Annotated in this window: 25 protein-coding genes and 1 tRNA gene; 3 read left to right on the forward strand and 23 right to left on the reverse strand. The window is 53.0% G+C overall.

Annotation, left to right across the window (positions count from 1 at the left end; genetic code table 11):
* Positions 1 to 34: 34 nt before the first annotated feature.
* Both PLF13_00625 and PLF13_00630 read right to left on the reverse strand, forming a co-directional pair.
* Positions 35 to 619, reverse strand: coding sequence for a sigma-70 family RNA polymerase sigma factor (locus PLF13_00625; protein ID HOP05771.1), 585 nt, complete (start codon positions 617 to 619; stop codon positions 35 to 37).
* Between the two features lie 172 nt (positions 620 to 791).
* The gene (locus PLF13_00630; GenBank protein HOP05772.1) at positions 792 to 1,769 is read right to left on the reverse strand and encodes a D-glucuronyl C5-epimerase family protein; all 978 of its coding nucleotides are present in this window, start codon (positions 1,767 to 1,769) and stop codon (positions 792 to 794) included.
* A gap of 195 nt (positions 1,770 to 1,964) precedes the next feature.
* Between PLF13_00630 and PLF13_00635 the strand changes: the two genes are divergently transcribed.
* The 3 genes from PLF13_00635 (at position 1,965) to PLF13_00645 (ending at position 4,285) form a co-directional block, all read left to right on the forward strand.
* Positions 1,965 to 2,693: a CPBP family intramembrane metalloprotease gene (locus PLF13_00635; GenBank protein ID HOP05773.1), complete on the forward strand. Its 729-nt coding sequence runs from the start codon at positions 1,965 to 1,967 to the stop codon at positions 2,691 to 2,693.
* A gap of 223 nt (positions 2,694 to 2,916) precedes the next feature.
* Entirely contained in the window at positions 2,917 to 3,138 is a 222-nt protein-coding gene (locus PLF13_00640) for a hypothetical protein (GenBank protein HOP05774.1), read from the forward strand.
* Between the two features lie 514 nt (positions 3,139 to 3,652).
* Positions 3,653 to 4,285, forward strand: a complete 633-nt coding sequence (locus PLF13_00645; GenBank protein HOP05775.1) for a hypothetical protein — start codon at positions 3,653 to 3,655, stop codon at positions 4,283 to 4,285.
* 392 nt (positions 4,286 to 4,677) lie between these two features.
* On the opposite strand, the gene PLF13_00650 is transcribed toward PLF13_00645, so the two are convergent.
* The 21 genes from PLF13_00650 to flhA form a co-directional block, all read right to left on the reverse strand.
* A complete protein-coding gene (locus PLF13_00650; protein ID HOP05776.1) occupies positions 4,678 to 5,550 on the reverse strand; it encodes a hypothetical protein in 873 nt (290 codons plus the stop codon).
* A gap of 64 nt (positions 5,551 to 5,614) precedes the next feature.
* The gene (locus tag PLF13_00655) at positions 5,615 to 7,432 is read right to left on the reverse strand and encodes an RHS repeat-associated core domain-containing protein (GenBank protein ID HOP05777.1); all 1,818 of its coding nucleotides are present in this window, start codon (positions 7,430 to 7,432) and stop codon (positions 5,615 to 5,617) included.
* Between the two features lie 696 nt (positions 7,433 to 8,128).
* Positions 8,129 to 8,218, reverse strand: a tRNA-Ser gene (locus PLF13_00660).
* Between the two features lie 78 nt (positions 8,219 to 8,296).
* On the reverse strand, positions 8,297 to 9,736 hold the full coding sequence (locus PLF13_00665; protein ID HOP05778.1) for a FapA family protein: 1,440 nt from the start codon (positions 9,734 to 9,736) through the stop codon (positions 8,297 to 8,299).
* 10 nt (positions 9,737 to 9,746) lie between these two features.
* A complete protein-coding gene (locus tag PLF13_00670; protein HOP05779.1) occupies positions 9,747 to 10,154 on the reverse strand; it encodes a response regulator in 408 nt (135 codons plus the stop codon).
* A 53-nt stretch (positions 10,155 to 10,207) separates the two neighbouring features.
* Positions 10,208 to 10,627: a response regulator gene (locus PLF13_00675; GenBank protein HOP05780.1), complete on the reverse strand. Its 420-nt coding sequence runs from the start codon at positions 10,625 to 10,627 to the stop codon at positions 10,208 to 10,210.
* Positions 10,628 to 10,857: 230 nt separating this feature from the next.
* Positions 10,858 to 11,217 carry a hypothetical protein gene (locus PLF13_00680; GenBank protein ID HOP05781.1) on the reverse strand — a complete coding sequence of 120 codons (360 nt, stop codon included), beginning with the start codon at positions 11,215 to 11,217 and terminating at the stop codon, positions 10,858 to 10,860.
* A gap of 2 nt (positions 11,218 to 11,219) precedes the next feature.
* Complete coding sequence (locus PLF13_00685) at positions 11,220 to 11,576, reverse strand: response regulator (GenBank protein ID HOP05782.1); 357 nt, start codon at positions 11,574 to 11,576, stop codon at positions 11,220 to 11,222.
* Positions 11,548 to 13,329 carry a histidine kinase dimerization/phospho-acceptor domain-containing protein gene (locus tag PLF13_00690; protein ID HOP05783.1) on the reverse strand — a complete coding sequence of 594 codons (1,782 nt, stop codon included), beginning with the start codon at positions 13,327 to 13,329 and terminating at the stop codon, positions 11,548 to 11,550. Before PLF13_00690 ends, PLF13_00685 begins: the two co-directional genes overlap by 29 nt.
* 2 nt (positions 13,330 to 13,331) lie before the next feature.
* Positions 13,332 to 14,177 (reverse strand): GAF domain-containing protein, encoded by an 846-nt coding sequence (locus tag PLF13_00695; protein HOP05784.1) that lies wholly within the window; start codon positions 14,175 to 14,177, stop codon positions 13,332 to 13,334.
* On the reverse strand, positions 14,174 to 14,800 hold the full coding sequence (locus tag PLF13_00700; GenBank protein HOP05785.1) for a hypothetical protein: 627 nt from the start codon (positions 14,798 to 14,800) through the stop codon (positions 14,174 to 14,176). The genes PLF13_00695 and PLF13_00700 overlap by 4 nt, the downstream gene beginning before the upstream one ends.
* Positions 14,801 to 14,802: 2 nt before the next feature.
* Positions 14,803 to 15,285, reverse strand: a complete 483-nt coding sequence (locus tag PLF13_00705; protein HOP05786.1) for a PilZ domain-containing protein — start codon at positions 15,283 to 15,285, stop codon at positions 14,803 to 14,805.
* Positions 15,286 to 15,306: 21 nt separating this feature from the next.
* On the reverse strand, positions 15,307 to 16,068 hold the full coding sequence (locus PLF13_00710) for a PilZ domain-containing protein (protein ID HOP05787.1): 762 nt from the start codon (positions 16,066 to 16,068) through the stop codon (positions 15,307 to 15,309).
* A gap of 2 nt (positions 16,069 to 16,070) precedes the next feature.
* On the reverse strand, positions 16,071 to 16,829 hold the full coding sequence (locus PLF13_00715; GenBank protein HOP05788.1) for a PilZ domain-containing protein: 759 nt from the start codon (positions 16,827 to 16,829) through the stop codon (positions 16,071 to 16,073).
* 11 nt (positions 16,830 to 16,840) lie between these two features.
* Positions 16,841 to 18,025: a DUF2225 domain-containing protein gene (locus PLF13_00720; protein HOP05789.1), complete on the reverse strand. Its 1,185-nt coding sequence runs from the start codon at positions 18,023 to 18,025 to the stop codon at positions 16,841 to 16,843.
* A 19-nt stretch (positions 18,026 to 18,044) separates the two neighbouring features.
* The gene (locus PLF13_00725; protein HOP05790.1) at positions 18,045 to 18,458 is read right to left on the reverse strand and encodes a hypothetical protein; all 414 of its coding nucleotides are present in this window, start codon (positions 18,456 to 18,458) and stop codon (positions 18,045 to 18,047) included.
* Between the two features lie 19 nt (positions 18,459 to 18,477).
* The gene (locus PLF13_00730) at positions 18,478 to 18,795 is read right to left on the reverse strand and encodes a hypothetical protein (GenBank protein HOP05791.1); all 318 of its coding nucleotides are present in this window, start codon (positions 18,793 to 18,795) and stop codon (positions 18,478 to 18,480) included.
* Positions 18,796 to 18,828: 33 nt separating this feature from the next.
* On the reverse strand, positions 18,829 to 19,701 hold the full coding sequence (locus PLF13_00735; protein ID HOP05792.1) for a FliA/WhiG family RNA polymerase sigma factor: 873 nt from the start codon (positions 19,699 to 19,701) through the stop codon (positions 18,829 to 18,831).
* 7 nt (positions 19,702 to 19,708) lie between these two features.
* On the reverse strand, positions 19,709 to 20,569 hold the full coding sequence (locus tag PLF13_00740) for an AAA family ATPase (GenBank protein ID HOP05793.1): 861 nt from the start codon (positions 20,567 to 20,569) through the stop codon (positions 19,709 to 19,711).
* Positions 20,562 to 21,758, reverse strand: coding sequence for a hypothetical protein (locus PLF13_00745; GenBank protein ID HOP05794.1), 1,197 nt, complete (start codon positions 21,756 to 21,758; stop codon positions 20,562 to 20,564). The genes PLF13_00740 and PLF13_00745 overlap by 8 nt, the downstream gene beginning before the upstream one ends.
* Complete coding sequence (flhA, locus tag PLF13_00750; GenBank protein ID HOP05795.1) at positions 21,748 to 23,838, reverse strand: flagellar biosynthesis protein FlhA; 2,091 nt, start codon at positions 23,836 to 23,838, stop codon at positions 21,748 to 21,750. Before flhA ends, PLF13_00745 begins: the two co-directional genes overlap by 11 nt.

Genomic DNA, 23,838 nt, shown 5'->3' on the forward strand with positions numbered 1-23,838 from the left:
TTGGACGACAATCAGCACCGTTACTTGTGTTTCCTCATGATTTTTTAACACTTCTCTCGTAATAAGTACGAAGTTTCTTCTTCAAGTTCTCGCGAGCGCGGTATATCAAAGATTCTACCGCCGACAGCGAAGTTCCGAGAGTGTCTGCAATTTCCTGGTATGTCATTCCGTCGTATGTACTCAAGATCAATGCCACATGCTGCTTTTTAGGAAGAGAATTCAGAGCTTGGGTCAATATATCGAGACTTTCCTTGTCTTCCAAAATCCTGTCGGGGCCGGTCCATGAGGGCGCCGGGATATCGACAGCCCTGGCATCCAACCTGACAGTTCCCTGCGATCCGCCGCCTCTTTTCAGGCGGCTGTATTGCTTGAGCAGATCCAGTGATTTTGAGACAGCTATCCGATGAATCCAGGTGCCCAAACTGGATTGTTGTCGAAACCGATTGATTGAGAAGTATACTTCAATGAATGTCTCTTGAGCGAGATCCTCGGCATCGGTTTTATCCCGTACGAACCTGTAACAGATATTAATCACCTGGTTTTGGTACAACTCCACCAGGCGCTGAAAAGCTCCTGATTTCCCTTCCTGAATGTCACTTAACAACTGCTCTTCGTTCATAAGGAATCCAAGCGACCGTCTGCCCCCTCCAAGATTCGACAACAGGCATTAAAACTGCAAGGGAAAAAGATTCAGGTTTGTTTGATACAATTCTTGCGAAATTTATAACGATTAAAATAGAAGAACGTCGTGATTTGTTAACTACAATCCGGTTACCGAGTATGATACGACTCTATTCCCGGTAATCCGATTCCAGTGTGTCGGCCCAGCTCTCAAAGAATGGATCTCCGGTGAAACGAGTTAATTGCCGGAGTTGTCTGATATGTAATTTATGGTAGTTGGCATCGTAATGATGAAAGGTCAAACCGTAGAAACTCGGATTTCCCGGTCGGCGATAAGACGGGATATAGTTTCGGACAGTACTTATCGCTTCCTGAATAAGCCTGTCGGCATCGGCATTACCCGTCATTTGCCAATAATCGTAAAGCCCGTAAATCCCAAAAATAAAACCGTTCAAGGTCATGCTGGGAATCGGTTCAGTAACGTATTCCTCGATCCAAAAACAACCAGGCGTATCGTAAAAAACCGTCCAGGGAGTGTACTCCCCACGCGGACGCAGCATGGTCTGAAACACTTCATCGGCCAACTGCCGATATCGCTCGTCGCTGGTTAATGAATATAAACGACAAAGCGCCGATAACGCCTGCCCCTGTGCCATACCTGAGAAAAACGGCTTCGTTATTAAAGCGTCGTCGCGGCCGTGTACGCGGTAGTCAAATTGATACGGGAAATACAGGGCGCTGTCGATATGAATCCCCTGTGTCACCAGACAATCGACATACCGCCGAGCTGTAGTCAGGAATGCCGAATCTCCGTGATCGTGAAACAAATCAATATAGGCCAGCGCTCGGTGACACATCATAACCGGGTGGTAATAGAGCGTGTCATGCCATTCGAACAGGAGAATTCCCGAAGAATCGCGCGGTCCCGCAGTATCGGGGAGAAGATTCAATCCGGCGTCCGTGTAAGGGAGAGAATCCCAGGGAAGATTAACCAGTTCGAATTGGAACTGTACGCACGAGTCCGGATATTCTATCGGTCGATCATCACGTCCTTTGGCTTTGTGGTCGGAATGACATGATAAGATCAACAACAGCAGCGCCAGACACACCACTGCCGGTATTTTCAGTGTGTTGGTGTTGAGAGTCATGCGAACATATTAGCCCTGTTGGATTATCTTGTCAATCTGGTTGTCGCACCGGGTCAGCCCGAAGTTTCCGATTGTATTTCATGAGGAGTAATTGCGTCCATGCCCCCGATCGTATAGATTGTATTGGACAGTATAAAGGCGGGGTCGTCTATTATTAACGAATTGTTTCTTCTTTAAGGAGCCGTAATTCACCTCATGCAAGACAACAACTCCTCCAGAATTATCGAGACACTGTCTATTTCTTTTGGAATTTTCTTCACCGCCGTGGTGTTGCCGCGATTGTTGATCGACGGCGGTACGCTCAAGATTGCCACCACTCAGGCGCTGGAGCTGATTCTGTCGCTGGGGGCAATTCTTGTAGTCGGTCGTGGTGATTTCATTGCGTATGGCTTCTGTCGCCCGGCTCGTGATCCTTACGGTCGCATCCAATGGCTGGTACCCGTCCTGGTTGCGCCGGTAGTCGGAGCTGCAGCTTCTATCCTGACTTTAGCCTGCGGCGGCAGCGGGAATCCAACGGCTAAACAAATGACACTCCCGGAAATTATCCTCTTTATCTGGATTCTTTCGAGCACTATCGAAGAACTCTTCACGCGCGGTTTCTTACAGAGCCACCTCGGTCCCATGAACGGACGACGGATTCATTTTCTCTTTTGGCATATTGAACTGCCCGCTTTCATTTCAGCGGTTTTTTTCGCGGCTATGCACCTGGTGCTGCTGTTTGCCGGAGTGGACGCCGTTACGATGATCACGGTGCTGCTTTTCACGTTTACCATCGGACTCCTGGCCGGGCATACCCGCGCCGGAACCGGAAGTCTCTATCCTGCTATCGGGGTCCACATGTTGGGAAATGTCGGTGGGATGATCGGAGGTATTCTTTACAGTGTTTACACCGTTCTCAGCGGTGGTCGTCTGCCCGGTCTTTGAGAGGCATGTCATCTTGTTTAACCCAAGATATCATGTTTAATGCCAACGACTTATAAGGATTCGGAGTCTAATCTCCGATTTTCTCGAATAATTTCTGAGTTACCGCGTACCTGTTTCAGAACGGCCCGAATAAACGGACCACCGACTGAGTCGGAAAAGAAAACTTAGCCGGATAAAACAGAAAACAACACAGGACTTCGGGGGCGAGGCAGGAGGTTGGGAAATGAACTTCAAGAATGGACTAAAAGATTTCGTGATCACCTTCGTGGTGATCTTCGTAGTCACCCTGGTGATCGCGGCCGGAGCGACTTATGGATACGAGCTGATTGCTCACGGCGACGGCATCATTAACTGGGTAACCTCTTTCTATCTGGCGATAACGATGGGCGTCCTGTACGCGATGGTCAATATCTACAGCCGCAGAATCAAAGCACAAAACCGTTGACGGTTGTTTGTTAAACACCGCAGCACTCCTGTAGAGCGGCAGGTTTCCTACCAGACCTGCCGCTTGTTTTATGCTATAAACCGCCGGTTTGCCCGATGTGTACGCCTGGACACTTGTTCCGTTACATTGCGGCGGAGACAAGCCCTGCCGCTACGCGTTCAGTGGCTCTGACCTCGCGTAGCGGGCGGCCTTGCGTCGCCCGCATTACAGTTATGTCTCGAAGAATATCCGAGCGTATGACTTTTTCAACCATTTCTATGAGGATGTAACCTGAGTTCTCCGCAGGTCGGATCCGTCTTCGAATCCGACCACACATTATCGAAACATCGCTTCACGATCCCCCTTCGGTGGACAGGAGTTTCGACTTCTTCCATTCATGCGCCATTCTCGTTGTGCCGACCGTGTTCGAGACATAGATTAGGTTTGTGCGATAGGAACGGGTGGCTCCCCCTTCAAACGGATTCCCGTCATCGCACAACAATCGCCGGTTAACTTAAATCGAAGGAGCTTGATAATGCGTTCCATTCTAACTCGTTGCTTGCCCATAGCAATCGTTCTTACCGTCGTGGCCGGGTGGGGCGGAGTGGCGGCTCAGACCGCCGTTCCCGAGTTTTCCGGGGATGTGGTGATCACGAAAGCCGACTCAACGACCGTTCTCGGTCGAATCTACGTTCACGATCCGCGTGTCCACCGATTCGAAATAACGCCTGAAAACGGCGGAGAGGTGTATCTGAAGCCTTCGTCGTCGCGCGGACGAATCTGGATTCTCAATCCGGCCAACAAACAATTTCGTGTGATCGGACCGGGCTTTGCCACCCGGACGGAGCCCTGGACATTTTGGACCGACTACCGCAACGACATGCGCGGCGGAACGGCCGGCACGGATACGATATCAGGATTCTCCTGTACGGTCTATGAGTTCAAATATTCCGAGGAGGACCCGATCACGGCCCGCTGGTGGGTGGCCGACACGCTGATGCGACCGATCAGGATCGAGGCCGACACTAAGATCGCCGTAGGAGTTGACTCCGCTTCCGCCTTCATCTATGAACCGGTCGCAGGGACTCTGGAAATTCGCAACATCAAGCTGGAGGACCTGCCCGATTCGCTGTTTGTTGTTCCGGAGGATTACACCGAGACGGAATAGCCCTGTAATACCTTAAAAAAAGCGGAGAGGCAGGGATTCTCAGCCCACTTTGCAGCACAAGTCGTTGAATGACAGCCAACTATCTGCCGGACAACGAGAAACGCAAGATCAGTTTCGGTGAGTTTCGGTTAGTTTGAGTGAGTTTCAGCACGTTTCAGAGCGTCACGCCGTTAGAAAATCGTTAGAAAAGCGCACAGGATCGCCGCGAGACGGGATGGACCTCGCTCCCGAACTCGGCGAGCTTGCCGCCGGTTCGGCCGTACACGACCGGTGGGCTCAGCACATGGGGCCTCACTCATTAGTCTCGGCCCGAAGGTGCAGTCTCCCACGGATCCCATGTTGTCAGCGCTGTAGACAGAAACAGACGCTGTGAAAAAACAACCGTGTTCCGACTAGTGCGATTTTATTCCACTAACCACGTGTAATACCGATCCATCAAACCGGTAGGTGCGGTAAGGGGGTATGGTATCAGTAACATACAGAAAGGAAGCATCTGGAGCGATGACCGGGTCAAAGAAGCCGCTCAATCCAAGAATTTCGGTAACCCTATGCGTGGTGAAATCATACAGAGCGGGCTGCCCCCCGGAGGCGTTGAAGACGAGCTTGCGGTTGCCATCTATCAAACTACATCTAGAATCCGCGCCTAAAAGTGGACTACCCGAATCGTCGACCAGCACTGCCTCGCTATCGTCCCGGAGGCTCACGACCTTGATTCGAGTTCCGTTGTACAGCAAAGAGTCCTTCCCTATAGGTGCCAGGCTGAAACAGAAGTCCATGAGCACTCCGAGGTGCAACTCCTCCAAGGCTCCGCTGTCGAAGTCGTAAACCCAAACATATGTTTCAGGTCCTTCATCTGTTCTCCCCCCGAAGAGAATGTAGAGCCGTCGTAGTCCGCTGTCGATACATGCCGCGTCTGCACTTATTCCCAGCAACATCTCCAGTTGCGTCTGCCCGCCGGTGTTGATGTTCAGCGTATGGTATGCAATGTCCTTGCTACCAATGAACAGGGTGCTGTCGTCGAGCCAATTGACAAACGGCCAATCTGTGCCGCGAGGCCACGACTCTACGGTTGCCATGAGGTCGCCGCTAGGAAGCAGCACCTTCAGGTAAGAGGAGTCATTGGCAAGTACTACAGTTGCGGTTAGTCCACGGTTAGGAGAAATGCACTCTACAGATCCATCTATGGGCACCCCCCCGACCCTTGCTTCACATGATGCACCGAGTACGACCAGTGCAATTGCGACCAAGGCTATAGCACTCTTCATGATTGACTCCTTTAGCGATAGCACTCCATCAATACGTTTTCTCGCAACATATGTACAATGCTGGTCAATGTGCCGAAGCAGCACTCAACCACAAAAGAGGCGGCTTAGGCATCCTCCAGCGCGTGTAGAGGAAATACTCAGGCGGCCTCTTATACGAGAAGCTAGCTTTATTGTGATCAGGCTTCCACGCTTCGGCCAAGCCAGGCTCAGAGTTACATAGCGTTGTAGGGTTAATGTGCACGCCAGCCTGAAATGAACCACTCCGGCTAGGGTTCTGCACAGCACCAGGCAGAACCACGTCGAGATGACCGCTCAATTGCTGCCCGCCTGGCAGCACGTCTCCCTTCTGAGCAGCCACCACTAGGTGGCCCGAGTTCACCAGATCCCCTACACGCGACTCGGCACAAGCGGACCACTCGCCAGACGAGCTGATGTCGTCGTATAGCTCGTTCGCTGACCTGGTTTGAGTTATCCCGTCGTCTTTCATTGCCCCTTCGAACGCAGTAGGGAACTTCATGGGGTCAGAAGATGCCGATTCATGTGCAGCGAGGATCTGAGTGAATTCAATTGTTGTTCTGACACATGCCAGTTTCTCGCCAATATGTTCATCGTGCACGAATTGTCCTGCGTCGGCCATGAACGACGTGATCACTGTTTCCCTCGTATCATGGTACTTGCCCCATAAGGCATCAGCCTCTACGCTCGACGCCGACAACACGGACGGCGGCAATTCACCATCTCCATCGCTCGAAGAAGGAGCGACAGTGCTCGGTGATGCTGCCCCCCAACTTGCCGTCCAGGCATCCAGCTTTGCCGCCCCTATATTGGCGAGAGTGGTGCCTGCCGTAAAGGCCAAACCGCCGACATCCCATTTGCCTTGCCGGGCGCTGTTATAGCCAAACCTTATCCCGTGTCCTTTGAGTCCTCCTATACACCCCAGTAGCTTTCCTTCCGCCTGGCTCATAAGCGCTAAGCCTAATGCGCTCCAACCTGCGTCACGCCCGCCGTATTTGAAGGCATTGTAGATGTTGCCGACTTGCTTAGCCGCACTGTACGCAGCATATGCCTTTAGTGCCCAAGCCAACGCAGCGACAGCCCAGTTTCCGTCCTGATCGACCATAGACACAGGGTTATTGGCACAATATACAAACCCGGATGCGAACTGTGAAGCCTTATCTATAGAGGTGAAACGTCCAAGATCTGAATCATAGTACCTGGCACCGAAGTAGTAATAATCGAATGAACCCTCATCGTCCTTCTCTTTTCCCGTGAAGCGCATGTCTGTCTTGTAGTTACCCCATGCCTCCATGGTGCCACCGTAAGGGTAATAGTTGTAAAATTGGACCACCGCGGCTGTGTCAAATATTCCTGAAGGATCGTTCATGACAATCCTCGTGGACCCCAAGTGGTCGCCTATGAAGTAATTCAGCTGAGCATTGTCGTTCTCGTGGAAAGTCGCAATTCGGCCACTGGGACCGTTAACATATAGGTCTATCACATCATCGTCTTGATCGAACGTGGCGATAAGAGTGCTGCCTTCATACAGATAGTATGTGTACACAGTGTTCTGCTTGACGCACAGCGTGCCTCCACCACCTCCAATCGCCTCGGTTGTAACACCCCCTAATTCAGGAAGGCTATTGACTCCGAATTCTATTCCGGGCACAGTGTCATCGTCACACTCTGTCCAGTAGTTGTAACGGTACTTCTTCATGATGCGCTGACCGGTGTGGTCGTAGCTACAGTCGACCGTACAATTGACACCTGGAATTGTGTTTGGGGGCTGCACCGCTCGTGTGACCAGATTGCGATAATCGTAGTACATTGAATCAAGGCCCTTTGCCGAGTCGGCAACCAAGTTTCCCAGCGCATCATAGTACATAGATTCACCGACAGGCATATCGCTCGTTCTGGCCAATCTCGAGGACCCGGTCGTGGTATCGTACACATATGTAATGGTGTCGCCATCGAAAATGGTCTGAGTCCTGTTTCCCAGGGCGTTGTATGCATAATACCGAGTGCCGGGTGGCCCAGGGCTTGCCCTGGGTTTCCAGAAGAAAACTCCCGCTCGTTCTACAAGGCTTCATAATAAATGTAATATACGACAATTGTGTCGTAGTGCAAAGCAGTATGACAGCGAAACCTCGCTGCGGCGCTTCGCAAATCCCACCCGAGGCCGGGTGGCCCTGGGCTTGCCCAGGGTTTCCAGAAGAAAACTCCCGCTCGTTCTACATGGTTTCATAATAAATGGAATATATGATAATTGTGCCGTAGTGCATAGCGGTATGACAGCGAAACTTCGCTGCGTCGCTTCGCAAATCCCACCGAGGGGTGGGGCACCAAAAAGATGAAGAGGGATTCCCGCTTTCGCGGAAAGACGCTTTCGGAGGTATGCTGCTGCAGGGGCAGACGAGACATCTGTCGCCCACGAAATCCCACCCGAGGGGTGGGGCACCTTTGTCCGAAACTTTCAGATTTATCCCACCCGTGGACGGGTGGGCCATTCGGCTGCAATTCCCACCCGTGGACGGATGGGCCACCCCTTAATACTCCCGCTATAATCCTGCGCATAAAAAAGCGGAGAGGCAGGGATTCGAACCCTGGATAGAGCTATTAGCCCTATAACGGATTAGCAATCCGCCGCCTTCAGCCTCTCGGCCACCTCTCCGGCGATAAGAACTTACGAGGATGGAATATATCGGACCGGCTCGGTTATTTCAAGCCCTTTTTCCGCCCGATTGATGAATTAACTGCGGTCGGACCGGCTCAGCTTGGCGGTTACCACGTGAGTCCCGTCCTGGGAAAAGATGACACCGTCCATTTCCTCTTCGATTTCCTTGACCAGGCAACCGACGTGGATTTTTACCCCCGGATAGACTTTACCGACGGCAATCACGCGGGCATCGCGAAGAGCCAGGAGTTTTTCTTCGGTCTCACGCTTCTTCTTCTCCAGAGCCTCAAGAGCAACCGGGACATGTTTCCCGAACTGCTCCAGTTTGGCCAGCCCCTCCTCCTGCTGCGGAGTGAGTTTCTTGTCCAGTTGGAGCTTATAAAGGTCGTATAGCTTCTCTTTGACACGGGCGGCGTCGGTTTTCAGGCGAGCTATTTCGTGTGTGGCTTCATGGTACTGGCGCAACAGTTTCTCATCGTAAGCAACCGTCAGAACGGTCTGGGTACCGGCATCGGAGCCGATATCGGTAGCGCGAATTTCTTTGCCGGCGTTGATTTCACCCCCGACAATTTTACCCTTACGCCCCTTGACCATCACCCGCTCATGAGCGGTAACATGACAGTTGACCAGTTCTCCCCCGGATATTACATGCTCTCCGGCCGTAATCGTCTGCCCCTGGGCGTACTTAATCGTAACATCGCCGTCAGCGTGCATAACCCCATCACCGCCGCCGTAAAAACCGCCTCGAACAAGGATGTTCCCCTTACAGAAGACTTTGGCATCCTCGACATTGCCGCTCACCTCGAGATCCCCCCCTACTTTGACCTCAAAGCCGGTATGTATGTGCCCGGTAATACGCAGCGAACCGACACAGTCCAGATTGCCGACGTTAAAATCGACATCTTTGACCTGCATGACATCCTTGACCGAGACACGCCCCTGTTTGAAGATAATGGCCCCGTCGCAACGCGCTCTCATTTCGAGCCCACCTCCCACGATTTCTACATTCTCGCCGGGACTGAACGGGATGTTACGACCGCGCGGCGCCGAAATAGGGCGACCATCGACACCGGTGCCGGAGATACCATCGGCGGGAAGCGTGCGCTTGACCAGCAGATCTCCCTTGTGGACGTTCTGAATATAACCCATGTCGCGATAATCGATGCGACCGTCGGGACCTTCCTGGGGCTGAAAACGATTTTCAGTCTGGAAAAAATACTCGAATTCAGTGTGCTTGCCCTGAACCATCGGGCTGCCCTTGGCCACCTCGATGCTTTGGCCGTAAGCCTGGCCGATAGCGGCTTCGACAATGGCATCTTCGTTCAAGCCATAGGTAACCCCGGCCAAACTGATCGCCTGGCGAATTTCCTCTTCGGTGACAGGCGGTTCTCCGGTAGTAGGCTGACTGATCGCAATTGTAGCAATCAGGCGATCCTTGGTGATATTCACCCGGACCCTTTTACGTCTTACGACGCTGTCCTTGTTTTGTATGTCGGGAGTCTCGGCCGGCGTCATCGGGGCTCCTCTAGGTCGGTTCGTTGGAAGTCTGGTTCGAAGCGGACAGGATGCGCCAGTAAGCCCGCTCCACAACCAGCGATATCTCGTAGCTCTTGAACGGCTTGGTCACATATTCATCAGCACCCAGAAGAAGAGCATCTTTTACGGTGTACGTGTCACCATAAGCGGTCATGATAATGACACCGATTTCAGGGTGGTCTTTCTTGATGATGCTGAGCAGCTCGAAACCGTCCATGCGCGGCATCTTCATATCCGAGATAACGATATCGACCTTATTGTTTTTAAGATACTCCAGAGCGGCAACGCCGTCCTCCGCCGTGTTGATCCGGTACCCCTCACGCGAGAGGATCTTCATCAGCAGGTTACGCATCATCAATTCATCATCGACGATCAATATCGATATCGAACTCTTCATCTATCCGTCTCCTTAATCAAGCACAAGTGCTCGCTCAGATTCCGTCCCCAACCTCAGCGTTGCAACGCTGAAGTTACTTCGGAGATGAACGTCTCCATCATTACCGGTTTGTACATCACCCTGCAGGCGCCCATAATCCCGGCTTCGGTTACCAGTTTCTCGGTAGCGTTACCGGTAATAATCATGACCGGCACCTCGGGTGAGATATCCTTGATAGCCGAGAGGACATCCAATCCGGACATTTCCGGCATAATGAGGTCCAGAGTGATCAGATCGTATTGACTGCCGCGTACTTTGGCGATGGCATCCTGGCCGTCGCCGGCGAGGTCTATATCGAAGGCCTGAGTAAGTTCGCAGAAATCTTTGAAAACGTCCTGAACCCATTTTTCGTCATCGACGATCAACACCCGGAACGGTTTGCCCCTTTGCCTGACCAGTTGGGTCAGCACCTCGGTTTCGGGAGAACTGTTCAAACCTGTCTCCTGTTCTGTAAGTCTATCGATCCGGTGGTTGGCACCGGTATATTGCATCTTTCGGCCCCTTTTGGTGCGTCGCAACCTCGGCAATTTCGCCCGAAGCGGTTTATTCCGATCCGGACGCTGGTACGGGCTGTCGCCAGGGCGCCGAAACGACGCCTTTCTGTTATTATCGTCATCTCAATCTCATCCTAAACGGCCGGACCGGCATAATCTTAACCGTCCGATTACACGGTCAGGTCGGTAGATTTGGACAATGTATCCATGATCGAGGAACACTGATCCAAAATCGAATTCAGTTTCAGTTCGATTCGATCTCTGGAGACAGCTCCGGAGGGGACATCGTAAGCCATTGTTTCCAAATGCCTTGCAGCACCTACCAGATGTGTGATCTCCTGTACCGCCTTGATCGTGCCGTTGACCAGACGAACGAAGTCCGGTTCCATTTTGCCCAGTTCTTTGGAATTGGGTTTGGCCTTGGCCAGGTATATAGCCAGGTTCAGAGCCAGGACTTTTACTTCTTCGCTGAGACGGTCCACCTTGTTGACGATGGTAATCTCTCTGCGGCGATTTGTTTTTGACTCCATATCTATTCCAATAGCTTGGCGATACTTTCTTTTAGCTCGGACAGATCGGACGACTTGACAAGGTAATCATCAGCGAGCCAGGTTTGAAAATCCGCCTTATAGATACTGTAAGCGGAGTTAATCACGACCCGAGTATCGGGTAATTTTTTGCGGAGTTCCTGAAGCGCTTCGATTCCGGTCATCTCCGGCATCTCAATATCGAGGACGATCAGATCGAACGACTCGGGCGGTCCGGCCTGAAGCAGCTTCACCGCAGAATCCATTGTCTCGACCCGGTAGCCGCATTCCTCCAGTTCGGTCTGATAGAGCAACCGGATATGCGGATCGTCGTCAACTACCAGGATTCTCTTCTGAGTCATTTTTCCTCCTGTGAATCGGAATCTTGACGTAGAGCGACGGCAACGACTGCAGGTTGGTTTGCAAACCATAAGTACCGCCATGATAACGGATCGTTTCACCGGCAACCATGACGGTCAGTCGTTGTGAGGCCCCCTTCTGTGAGAATATCTGTGTCAGCAGTTTGTGCATCTTGTCGCGGTTTTCCTCGGGAGTGTGCACATCGATAGTCATGCAAGCCTGGCCATCGACAATTTCCGTGTGAACCACGGCATCTCCGGGTGGAATCAGCTCCTCGGCAACCAGCTTGAGGAGTTGATAGACGGCATGAGCCAATTGATCGCTGTTGCCAAACACTTCAATTCCCGGCTGTAGTTCCAGATTGATATCATCAAAAGCGCCACGGCACCGACCAGCGAGCGTACGATAGCTGCGCTCGATCAGGGCGGAGAAATCAACGACTTCGTTCCGGGCACGGCTGGCTTTGGAGAAATCCAACACATGAGCAAGAACGGTTTCGGCGCGACGAACCTCACCGGCAATGATATTCAGGTATTCCCGATGATGATCGGCCAGGTCGGACTTGAGCAACAGGTTGGCGAAGCCACCGACGATGGTGAGCGGATTACGTAGTTCATGCGCTATCGCCGAAGTGAGTTCGCCGATCACCGACATTTTCTCGAACTGGATGATCTGATCCTGGGTCTCGGCCAGACGGCGATTGATACGCTCCATCTCCTGAGCACGTTGAAGCTGTATCTCATATAGTTCAGCGCGTTCCATCGCAACGGCAGCCTGATTCGATAATACCTGCAACAGGCGAACATCTTCATCGGTGATCGTACGCCCGGTGAAAAGGTTGTCGGCGACCAGTAAACCCTGGAGGTTTCCCTTGCTGACCATCGGGACCAGAGCCAACTCGCGCGAGCCAAGACGTAGTATAAGCGACTGAGTGATTTCATCGACCGGGTCGTTCGGATCGAGAATAAACCATTGACCAAGATGACAGGCATTCTCAATATCCGACGGTTGGTTGAAATCGATGCTGTAATCTTTGATGAGCCCGGTAATTCCGCCTTCGACACCGACCTCGTCATGGATGCTGGCGGTCAGCAGATCGGACAAGGTCAGTCTATTCGAGTCCATATCGTGCCAGATGCGTCCGGCCTCTTCGGCCGAGGTCGGCCCCACCGCCAGATGCCCCTGGAGCAATCGTTGCTTTTCATCGTACAGGAACAGGAAAGCCCGGTTGAAACCGAGTCCCTGAGAAGCCGTAGCACCGGTCAGGATGGCCATGAGAATATGATCCAGGTCATGCGTGGATGAAAGCGCCGTGGCGACTTCGGCCAGGATTTGCAGTTCATCCTGAAGCTCGGCATAGGCCGCTTGATTTTCCAGTTTGCGAGTCTGGCGGACGAGAGCGACGATGCGGCGATCGTCGTTATATCCAAAAGCCTGACAGCAGAAATCCAACTCGCAGAATTGACCTCTCCGATTGGTACAATGCACTTCGGAAAGACAGAAGGGGCGATCGCCGTTCAGGACTTCATTGAAATGTTCCTGGACATCTGAGTCGAATACATTGTCGATTCGTTCCAGAGAATAATCGATTCCCGGAGCTTGTTCATCGATACCCAGAAGTCGTGCGGCGGTTTCGTTGGTATGCACTATATAGCGATCGCGGTCGACCACGAACTGACCGATCTCGAACCGACTGAGCAGTTCGTCGCCGACGGTTGTCGGGATATTTGTGACTTGCTCTAACAGTCTGTCCATCGTTAATCCTTGTCTTCCGTCTCGACGCATCGATCCATCGCTTCGACCAGACTGCATATCCCGCTCAGGCGGCGATTTGCTTTGGAAACGCGAAGGGCGGCAGCTTCGATACGTCTCATACGCGACAGTTCCTTTTGACTGACCGCAGATTTCTCCATTACCAGGCATTGGATATTGCCCACGATTACGGCCAGGGGGTTGTTAATTTCATGATTGACACTGGCGGCCAGACGCGCAGCTTCTCGCAGCCGCACCATGAGGTTGGCGCCCGATAAAACATTCCGTTCACCAGTGGAATGCTGCTGCACTTCAGCCCGTGTGCGATTGAGTTCTTCGTCCAGTTGCAGCATCTGTAACGAGACGCCGAGGGGCCCGGCGACCATCTCGGCCATCCGTAATTTCTCGTCGTCGTAGATATCCGCGGCAAAACAACCGAGATTGACCACTCCGACCAACTCCTCACCGTACAGCAACGGAATTGACAAAATGCTGCGATAATGACCGTCCGGTTCGGATAGAAAATCTTTCTTACGTAACGGAATCCGAGTGGGGCGACGGTTGGCTGCCACCCAGCCTTCGAGGCCGAGTCCGGATCCCAGTGACAGATAACTCAGGAATTGTACACGGCGTCCGACGCTGACCAATTCTTCAAGACGACGGCTCACACGGGACACCAGATGCACCGTTGCGCCATCGAACGGGATCAAATCCTTGAGTCTCTTCAACAGCGAGGCGCTTTTATCCGAAAGGGAGCCCTTAATATCGATCGGGCTGCACAATCGAAGAAGCTTATTGAGACGATCCGCATCGTTTGATACGGTCGGGATGTCACTAGCGGTCGTGGTCACCCTTCCTCTCCTACAGTAGCCTGCTCCAGGTGCTCAGTTATCCGGCGACACAGTTTTTGTTCCAGCTCATGGAAGAAGATCTGTTTATCCGGTGCCGAGACATGAATTTCAGGATCATTGATGTTGTCATCCATGGACATTTGCATGATCCGTTTGGCTTCTTTACTGATTTTGAAAGGCTCGGCGGTAATGACTCTCCCCCAGGACAAATCGATGAGGCGCAACTCACCTTCGATCACTCCGACAGTCGAATATTTGTGGAAAACCAGCGGGATATGCCAGCTTTTACGCCGTTCGAGCCGTTCGGAGTTAACATCGACCAGCAGCAAATAACGCCCGCCCACTTCGCGTCCCCAGTTGACCAGCGAGTCGGTATCAAAGCGATTGGTCGGGAAAGGCGGAAGGTTATCCTGTCCGGGTTCTGCCAGCACCGGTCGCAGTTGTTCGTTGCGAGAGATATCCGCAGCCAGAATTTGTTCGATTTGCGGTTGTGACCAGGCGGACTCGGCCTGATCGACACGTATTATGATTTTACGTGCGAACGAATCAGCCAGGGCAACTCCGTTCAATACCATGATCAGTAATGCCAGAGCTATGCCGATCTTGACCAGTCGGGCAATCATAATCACACCTGTTCCCGAGCTACGAACCGGTTGACGACCTCACGAACGGTCTTGTCGAAATGGTCAAACTGCTCGTCCAGAAGATCCATCTCGGAAGCCGACAGAATGTCATTCAAATTCTCGCGTGTAACGAACTGAACACCGGCAAGATTGCCGCTCTCATCCGTATCACAACGTTTGACCAGACCGAGAATACCGTTGAGGGTGCCGGTGTCACGAAGCAGGAAACGCATGGCGACGATGTCGCCTTCATTGACCGGCTGCTCCAGATCGAGCAGTACGCCGCCGGCGGAAATGTTCAGGATATTTCCCTGAATGCGATACTCATCTCCCTGCGGCCAGTAGTTTCCGAAAATGTCCTTAATGCGACTCAGTGAAGCGGGAGAGGTTATCTCGATTCTTACGAACTGACGTTTTTCGGTCGTATGCTCCTGAGCAGTCGCGACCTTGTTATCGTTGGCATCCTGCGTGGGTGATTTTCCCATGATTAACTCCTGTATCGATGGCTACAATCTATTTTTCTTTTTCCAGGCAATCAGCGCCTGGTTCATCTCGGCCCGCTTAGGGGCGGTAAACTCAAACACGGCCGGGGGTAGAAGCTTGAGAATGTTCTCAGGTACTTCGACCCGCGCCTGCATGTCGGTGAGGAATTCCACACCGGTATAGAAATGCCCGGTTTCGGGCTGTATGCTGTGTCTGACACATCCGATCATGAGAACCGGGAATTCGAATTGATCGAGGGCCAGATTAACGAATAACTTGGTGCCTTTTTCCAGGCGACTGGAGAGATCAAGTAAAAGACCGCCGCCGGAGAGATTGACGGATTCGGTTTCCATCCAGCGCATATTCTTGAGTTTCTTGGGATGAAAAGCCGGTCCGGCCATAACGGCCATGCGCACCGGGAACGACATGCGAACCCGAATGAAACGTCGGCGCATGAGCGGAAGAGCTTTATCGTCCAGAAAAATACGACAACGACCGCCGGAGGTGCGCTTAAGCAGGGCAGCAACAGTGATTTCTTCTCCCTTGTATTGGAAACAGAGGGCAATTTGTTGATTGCTGACGAGCGTATCGATGCTTCTCTCGGCGCCGCCGCGATCCAGGGTGAGAGAATTTTCGCGAGCTTCAATCACTCGTGTGGCCAGCGGTCTTCCGGGGAATTGTTCCGAATGTACCGTAACGGAACGACCAACCATTGTCGAGAGATCTAACAAGGCAGTGTTGAACATGACATCATCATGCTGATCTCTGACGGCCTGGGTGACCATATCTACAGCAATCCTTTCTGGCGCAGTTCTACTTGTTTATGGAAGATGAAACTGACCAATCGATTCTGAGCCACGCGGCCAAAATGCCTGACCGATGTCGGTAATTGCTCCAGTTCGTGACTCTCAAAGAATTTTCTGAGATTGTCGGAGGTAATGAACTCAACGCCAACCATGCGCTGGCGTTCATCCAGAGCTTCACGGCGGCAGACAGCAACCACCGTTTCGGGAAGCTCGATACCCGGGAAAAAAGCAAATTTCAGCAACAGACGATCATCCACACGCGGTTCATCATTGATATGGATCAGGGCGCCGCCGCCGCTGAGATCAACGGTGGTAGAATCATGCCAGGTGAGTGACTCCTCGAACGATTCGTAATCCATAACCGGTTTAATGAGTGCCCAGGACAGCTTCTCCGTGACCTCGATACGAGCGAACTGGCGGCGTTGTACGCGCTTAACGTTGCTCGGCGGAGTGAGGATATAAGCTTCACCGTTGGCGCGAATGAGTTTCTTGACAACCGACTGACATTGATAAACGGCATCTTCACGAGTTATCAGAATCGAAACCGCGGCGTTGCTGCGGAGGAGGGTATTTCCTCGCACATACTCCGGCGCGTCAACCAGGATACCGGAGTTGACGAAATCCTCGACGCGGGCGGTATAAATGCCCGCCTCACTACCCTCACCGATAACGATTTCGATCCGTTCCCAGATTTTAAGCGGTTTTGAAAGTCTGGGCAGCGGTAGTTCCGCAACAGCCATGTTATCCTATCCTAAGCCGTTTTAAGTGCTTCCATGTTGGCCCGACCCTGCTCTATTGCCAGTTCGAGAATCTTACGAGCAAGCGCGGTTCGGGAGCGGTCGTTCCGATTGCGATAAATGAAATCCTGGCCGTACTTGATGGTGCTGTTGAAGTACTGACGAGCACCGTCGTAGTCCCCCACGCGACGTGAAAGTTCCGCGATCAAGTACGAAGCCTGTAGCTGCTGATAACCGGGCGAGATATCGCGGCCATCGGAGAAAGCAGCCTGATAATAACTGACGGCCTTTTCCAAAGCGGTACGTTCGTTGATAGTCACACCGTCCCAGGTCAGGCGGACTTCCTTGAGATAATCCGTAAAGGAATTGCGCCCGGCAAAGCCCACGCCGGTGACTCCATCCTGTTCGTCCAGCACCGTCCCCTTGTATTCATTGAGAGCCTGCCCCAGTTGATTCAACTGTGCTTCCATATCACCGAATGCCTGGCGGCAACCGTTGACACCGGACGCGATCGACTCCTGGAACGGTACCATCTGAGCTTTAATTTCCGAGGGTATCTCGGCATTATCGAACTGCGCCTGCCAGTGCCGCTCGAAAGCTCGCATCTCTTTGGCGAACGATTCCAGAGCGGAATCCATACCGGCGAAGCGGTTGTCAATGTCAGAGGTCAGATTACCGAGAGCATTGGTAGCAGGATTACCGAGACGGTTCATCGCACGGAACACCCAGCCAATGCGAAGATAGAAACGACCGAGGTCGAGGTTCGACGGGTGATCGGCAAGCAGTTCATCGTAAACAGCCAAATGCAGTTTCAGGATGGCTGACTCGTTGGGAAAACGTTGGGTGTCGATCGCCTCACCCATCAGCTTCAGAACCGAACCAGCCTGTGCCAGTTGATCGAGGTGCTGAGGTTTGATGCTCTTCAAGCGGTACGTGATAAAATTGGTATCTTTCTTCCACTCCTTGAAGCTGTTGTTGAACTCGCGAGTGTAGAAGCAGTTACTGCACGTAGCGGTGAAATAGAGCAGTGGATTGTGGTTCTGATAGCGTTTGAAGCGCCATTCGATGTCGGTTGGGCAGAAATCGGTATCTCTCCCCTGCTCGGTATAAGCCCCGACCCGAACCGTCTGTAGTTCGTTGATCGTTTTGCAGATCGGGCATTCGATCCGCGAGATGAAAAATGGGCTGTCTGTTGCCATGTTTATCTCCAGAGAATAATTAATTAGCCTTTAAAGTGAGCAGTTGCAGCTCCGTCTCTGAGATTGGGAGCACGCGCTGAATTTTCTCAGCGGAAGCACCGGCCTTAAGCATCTCCCGGGCGATACGATGGATATCGTTACGGTCGGTGCGGGCCATACGCGTTGTCGGAACAACGGCAGGCCTGGTCGGTGTCGGCGCCGTTTCGGGAGCTTTCGGATTCGAGAGATTCACGAAACTCCCGGTCTGCTCGGTCGGTTTCGGCGGCATCACACCAGGTGCAGCAGCGGCCAAAGTCGGCGATGCCGCAGCTTCAGCAGTTTCGGTGCGACGGTTGCTAAAAGCGCTGTAAACGATTAACGACAGCGCTCCGGCCGCCAGATAGCCCGCGATGTTAAGGGCCATGTCCAGTATGATGTTGCTTGAAAGTTCCATTTTCAGCTTCCTGTCTTGTTTATGCTTCCAGATCTATGCGGTCACCCGCCTGGGGAGCCGGCTCTTCCGATGTCCGGTCATCCGTTTCATTTTCAATCGTCTCTTCGTTCGGTTCTTCCTGTGGCTCGTCCGGTTGTGCTTCCGTGTTCTCCTGATCGGTGGCTTCTTCGCTTATGATCAGTTCATCCTCGCGTCGTTTCTTCTTTTTGAGTTCTTCCTTCAACTCCTTCAAGAAGCGCCGCTCGTTCTCATCCCGCTTGGAGCGCACCAACGGGTTGACTTTCTCGTCGGGGGGCGTTCCGAACAACGGTTCGGTTCGTTCAATTTCCTGTGCCATGGCACTCCCTTTCCGAGCCTTGAGCTAATCCTATCAACCGGTAAGGGCAAATCTCTCTTTCACCATGCCGCGCAGTTTGGCGACAGCCCTGGTGTGAATCTGCGATACGCGTGATTCGGAGATGTGCATCACCTCACCGATCTCCTTCAGGGTTAATTCTTCGAAATAGTACAAAGCGATAACCAGCTTCTCCTGGTCGGTCAGGCGGTCAATGGCCACCACCAGGAAAGAGCGCAGTTCGCCTTTTTCGATATCGCTCAGGATATTCCCCACCGAGCCGTCGACAATCGTTTCGATTCGGGGGACCTGGCGGTTGTCATCCTCACGGTAGACAACTTCGTCGAGCGAGAGGACATTAGTTCCGTGGACATCATCCATAGCCAGGTGAAGCTCCTGCACCGAAATGTTCATGCGGTGCGCGATTTCTGCATTTTGCGGCTTACGACCGAGTTCGTTTTCGAGACCGGTGTAGGCGCGATCGATTTCGCGCGACTTGGCACGGGTCGAGCGCGGCACCCAGTCCAGAGCACGCAGTTCATCAAGAATGGCTCCGCGGATACGCGGTACGGCGTACGTTTCGAATTTCACACCACGAGCGGAGTCATAATTTCCAAACGCCTCGATCAACCCGATGACGCCGGTGTTAACCAGGTCCGATAATTCCACCGACCGGGGAAAACCCATAGCCATGCGCGAGGCAACATTGCGAACCAGCGGCAGGTATTTTTCGAGTAGTTGCTGGCGCATTTCCTCGGAACGGCATTTCTGATAGCGGGACCAATCCCGTTCAGTGACTTCCCACTTGCGAGATTTCCTGGCCCTGGCGGTCACAGCCGTTTGAGCCATCTGGGTCATATCGGCATCAGCCGGGTGTTTTCTGGTCGTCGATTTTTGCATCGTAGCCATTTGATTGCTATTCCCTTGTATCGGCCTTTATCGTTAAGCCATTGATTCTTTTTCTGTTTGAAAGCCGCGTCCCGGTCGGAGTTATCCCGAAATCGGTCAGCAGCCGGGCGGCGAGTTCATCGAACGCATATAGCGCATCGCTGGGCTGATCCAGCCCTGCCAGGGTGGTCTGACCGGCTACGCTCCGGCGTACTGATTCATCCTCCGGCAAAAAGCCCACGGTTTGCGGGGAAACGCCGAGGAACCGCTCGGAAAGCGCTGAGAACTTGCGGATGATATATTCAGCCTCTTCGACCCCTTCGGTCCGATTGACCAACAGGCGGCAGTCAAGGCGGGGATTGCTGCGTTTGAGAAACTTGAACAGACCGTAACAATCGCTGATAGAGGAAAGCTCCGGTACCAGCAGCAACAGGTTCAAATCTGAAGTATGGGCGGCCATAATGGCGGTTTGAGTAACACCGGAAGAATGGTCGACCAGGATGAAATCGTAATCAACAGCCTGTTTGAGCAGGTTGCGTATCAGGCGACGGGAAGCGGTTTCATCTTCAGGATCCAGATTTTCACTGTTGCGGAATCCTCCCAATAAGTCCCAACCCGGCTTGATTCGGTATACCGCTTCTTTAAGGCTCAGGCTTCGATCGGCGAACTCGCCCAAACCGAAATCGCAGGTTGCCTTGGCGAGAACATGCAGATTGCCGCTGTAAAGGTCACCGTCGACCATCAGGACGCGGAGCCCCCGAGCAGCCAGCCGGTCAGCCAGATTGAACGTTACAACAGTCTTGCCTACGCCGTTCTTACCGGACAGAATGGAAATCACCACGGCAGCACGGCCATGTTCCGGGGCGCGGGTGAAAGTCTGCTTAAACAAGGAACGCCTCCACCTGCAACAGGTTACGAATCATCCGATCCGGATCGGGCGTCTTGATCTCGCCGATACCGGAAGGAGATTCGGTAATGAAACCGATCGGACATCCGGAGGCTTCGGCCGCAGCAATAGCGGTACCGCAGAGATCGGTCAGATCAAGCATCGTAACAACGACATTGGTAGGCTCAAAAACGGCGGCATTACGAGCCAGATGCGGGATATCACTCGACCGGGTAAGGGCGGAATAAACCGCCAGCACGTGCGTCGGATCGAGCGAGCGAGCCTGTTCCACCAAACGTTCCAGTCGATCAGGATCGCCCGGCAACGCAGGAGAATCGATCAGGGTGATGCTGTCCGGATTGAGATAGAGGTCTTTATCCTGAGACTGGACATCGACTACATCGGCGCCGAGGATACGACCGTATCCGGCGATCTCGTCGAAGGCAGCCATTTTAACCGTATCGAGGGTAATCAAACTGACCGGCAGCTTCTGCAGCATGATCAATTGAGCGGCCAGTTTGGCTACGACGCTGGACTTGCCGGCGCCGGCAGGCCCGACGAACAGAACGCGATCACCGGGCGCAAACGGCATTGACGGAGCCATCAGGCAGGCGGTCTCTTCTACCAGTATGGAGCGCGTCACCGCCGTCAGGTCATCGCCGATTTTAGCTGAGCGATTGGCCTTTTCAATCAAGCGCTGAATAAATGGTTTCGGGAAATCGGCGTCGCGCAGGGTTTGTTCAATGACATAAAAACCATCACGACGCTCGCGTTCGATACGCTGTTCGACCGATGTTTTATCAATCCCGGCAATCCGATTGTTTGTCTTGTTCTCGCGGGGCGTTTCAGCATATTCATCTTCCGGTACAACGTCGGTATCTTCTTCATCCATCACGGCCGTGGCCGTCGCGGCGGACCCAGCTTGCTCAGCCAGTTCCAAAGCTGCCGCCAGGGCATCAGGACGGTTATCATCGAATACGCTGTCGATCACCGTCCCCACCGGTGAGGTCAAAAGCAGAGTTGACTGCTCGACTGTGGGATTTTCCAGGCAGGCGGTTATTTCAACCGACAGACGACCGCCGCTGCCGGTAATTTGCCGTGTCTTCAGCACGATCGCCTCACCGCCCATTTGTTCGCGCACCCGCTTGAGAGCGGCGCTCGAAGAACGTTCTACGAAAGACTTAATGATCATCGTCAAACCTCACGACTCCGGTGGAGATCAATTCGACATCCGGCATGATTTCGTTGTAGGAGACCACGGCCAGACTGGATACCCGGGCTTCAACCAGGCGGCGCAACGCCAGCCTGACGTTCGGCGAGGTAATGCAAATCGGGGTATGACCTTCGGTTTGCATTTTCTCCGTCTGCTTCTCGATTTTGCCCAGCAGGCGATCGGTCAGCGACGGGTCCATGACCAGCATGAGCCCCTGTTTGGTATTCTGGACCGATTCGGAGAGTTTCTGCTCGACGGCCGGGTCTATGGTGAAGACATGGATGCGATTGTTTTTATCGCGGTACATGTCGGTTATTTGGCGACGCAGATTCATGCGGACGTACTCGGCGAGGACATCAGGCTCCTTAGTCGCGCCGATGTAATCGGAAACCGTCTCGATTATGGATCCGAGATCGCGGATAGAAACACGTTCACTCAATAGCGACTGGAGAACTTTCTGGAGGTTGCCGAGCGAAACGACGTCGGGAATGGTCGAATCGACCAGGGCCGGAGAATCCTGCTTGAGATTATCAACCAGGCGCTGGACATCCTGACGGCTCATGATTTCCGGCGCAGCGGTACGAATGATTTCGGTCAGATGAGTCGCCAGTACGGCTGTCGGTTCCACCACGGTGTAATTCTTGGCCTCGGCGATTTCCTTGAGATTCGGAATGATCCAGGTTGCCTTGAGCTTGAAAGCCGGTTCGACGGCACTGAAGCCCTCGATCTTGTCGTCGACAAAACCGGGATTAATAGCCAGGAGGTGATCAATCATCAGTTCGTACTTGTCAACGGTAACTCCCTTGACCTTGATGCGATACTCATTCGGCTTAAGTTGAACATTATCACGGATACGCACCGGCGGCACGATGATGCCGAGTTCTGAAGCCAACTGTTTACGGATCGCCCCCACGCGCTTGAGCAGATCGCCTCCCTGTTTGGCGTCGACCAGCGGGATTAAACCATAGCCAATTTCCAGACTGAGAGTGTCGACTTTGAGGAGATCCTCGGCACGCGGTTCCGGCGGGGTTGCATTCTGCTGAGCCTGCTGACTTTCACGAACCCGTTCCACCCGCTGCTGTTTCTTCTGAGCCTGATTAGTGAAATAACCGGCCACTCCGGCAAGAGCACCCAGCAATACGAAGGTCATGGTGGGCATGCCGGGAACAAAACCGAAAACCACCAGAACTCCGGCAGCCACCATGATGGCACGAGGTTGGCGGGTCAACTGACCTGACATATCCTTGCCCATGTTGCCGGAGGCCGCCGAGCGAGTGACGATGATACCGGACGCGGTTGAAATCAGCAGAGCCGGGATCTGTGTAACGAGACCGTCACCAATCGACAGCAACGAATAGGTCCGGAGAGCTTCCGGCAACGTCATGCCGGATTGAACGATACCGATGATAAAACCACCGATGATGTTGATAACGGTGATCAGAATACCGGCGATGGCATCACCCCGGACGAACTTGGAAGCACCGTCCATAGCACCGTAGAAATCGGCCTCACGCGCTATATCCTCGCGGCGACGGCGGGCTTCCTGCTCGGTGATAATGCCGGCATTGAGATCGGCATCGATAGCCATCTGCTTGCCGGGCATGGCATCCAAAGTGAAACGAGCGGCCACTTCCGAGATACGAGTGGCGCCCTTGGTAATTACAACGAACTGGATAATGACCAGGATGACAAAGACAATGAAACCTACGACATAGTTACCCTGGACCACGAAATTACCGAAGGAGTTGATCACGTCACCGGCGAACGCCTGTCCGAGGATCAGGCGGGTCGAGGCAACGTTGAGGGAGAGCCGCATCAGGGTGACAATCAGAAGCATGCCGGGGAACACCGACAAATCCAGCGGCCGGGTGATATAGAGTGTGGTCAGCAACACCACCAGTGAAAAGGTGATGTTGAAGGCTAAGGCGAAATCCAGCATTACGGTCGGGATCGGAATGATCAGGACGCCGATGATGGCAACCACACCCATAGCCAGCACGATATCCGACCGGTTGTTCAGGATTTGCATAACTGATTGTTGTCCGGGTTGCTCAGCCAT

It is taken from the genome of Candidatus Zixiibacteriota bacterium (genome assembly GCA_035380245.1).
Classification (GTDB): domain Bacteria; phylum Zixibacteria; class MSB-5A5; order GN15; family FEB-12; genus DAOSXA01.

Excerpts from the sequence above, each read along its gene's own strand:
- PLF13_00670 (HOP05779.1), bottom strand. The coding sequence starts at position 10,154 with ATGAAGAGTTCGATATCGATATTGATCGTCGATGATGAATTGATGATG.
- PLF13_00650 (HOP05776.1), bottom strand. The coding sequence starts at position 5,550 with ATGAAGAGTGCTATAGCCTTGGTCGCAATTGCACTGGTCGTACTCGGT.
- PLF13_00630 (HOP05772.1), bottom strand. The coding sequence starts at position 1,769 with ATGACTCTCAACACCAACACACTGAAAATACCGGCAGTGGTGTGTCTG.
- PLF13_00625 (HOP05771.1), bottom strand. The coding sequence starts at position 619 with ATGAACGAAGAGCAGTTGTTAAGTGACATTCAGGAAGGGAAATCAGGA.
- PLF13_00685 (HOP05782.1), bottom strand. The coding sequence starts at position 11,576 with ATGACTCAGAAGAGAATCCTGGTAGTTGACGACGATCCGCATATCCGG.
- PLF13_00725 (HOP05790.1), bottom strand. The coding sequence starts at position 18,458 with ATGGAACTTTCAAGCAACATCATACTGGACATGGCCCTTAACATCGCG.
- PLF13_00735 (HOP05792.1), bottom strand. The coding sequence starts at position 19,701 with ATGGCTACGATGCAAAAATCGACGACCAGAAAACACCCGGCTGATGCC.
- PLF13_00655 (HOP05777.1), bottom strand. The coding sequence starts at position 7,432 with ATGTACTATGATGCGCTGGGAAACTTGGTTGCCGACTCGGCAAAGGGC.
- PLF13_00680 (HOP05781.1), bottom strand. The coding sequence starts at position 11,217 with ATGGAGTCAAAAACAAATCGCCGCAGAGAGATTACCATCGTCAACAAG.
- PLF13_00665 (HOP05778.1), bottom strand. The coding sequence starts at position 9,736 with ATGACGCCGGCCGAGACTCCCGACATACAAAACAAGGACAGCGTCGTA.
- PLF13_00635 (HOP05773.1), top strand. The coding sequence starts at position 1,965 with ATGCAAGACAACAACTCCTCCAGAATTATCGAGACACTGTCTATTTCT.
- PLF13_00640 (HOP05774.1), top strand. The coding sequence starts at position 2,917 with ATGAACTTCAAGAATGGACTAAAAGATTTCGTGATCACCTTCGTGGTG.
- flhA (HOP05795.1), bottom strand. The coding sequence starts at position 23,838 with ATGGCTGAGCAACCCGGACAACAATCAGTTATGCAAATCCTGAACAAC.
- PLF13_00690 (HOP05783.1), bottom strand. The coding sequence starts at position 13,329 with ATGGACAGACTGTTAGAGCAAGTCACAAATATCCCGACAACCGTCGGC.
- PLF13_00730 (HOP05791.1), bottom strand. The coding sequence starts at position 18,795 with ATGGCACAGGAAATTGAACGAACCGAACCGTTGTTCGGAACGCCCCCC.
- PLF13_00715 (HOP05788.1), bottom strand. The coding sequence starts at position 16,829 with ATGGCTGTTGCGGAACTACCGCTGCCCAGACTTTCAAAACCGCTTAAA.
- PLF13_00745 (HOP05794.1), bottom strand. The coding sequence starts at position 21,758 with ATGATCATTAAGTCTTTCGTAGAACGTTCTTCGAGCGCCGCTCTCAAG.
- PLF13_00705 (HOP05786.1), bottom strand. The coding sequence starts at position 15,285 with ATGGGAAAATCACCCACGCAGGATGCCAACGATAACAAGGTCGCGACT.
- PLF13_00720 (HOP05789.1), bottom strand. The coding sequence starts at position 18,025 with ATGGCAACAGACAGCCCATTTTTCATCTCGCGGATCGAATGCCCGATC.
- PLF13_00645 (HOP05775.1), top strand. The coding sequence starts at position 3,653 with ATGCGTTCCATTCTAACTCGTTGCTTGCCCATAGCAATCGTTCTTACC.
- PLF13_00700 (HOP05785.1), bottom strand. The coding sequence starts at position 14,800 with ATGATTGCCCGACTGGTCAAGATCGGCATAGCTCTGGCATTACTGATC.
- PLF13_00710 (HOP05787.1), bottom strand. The coding sequence starts at position 16,068 with ATGGTCACCCAGGCCGTCAGAGATCAGCATGATGATGTCATGTTCAAC.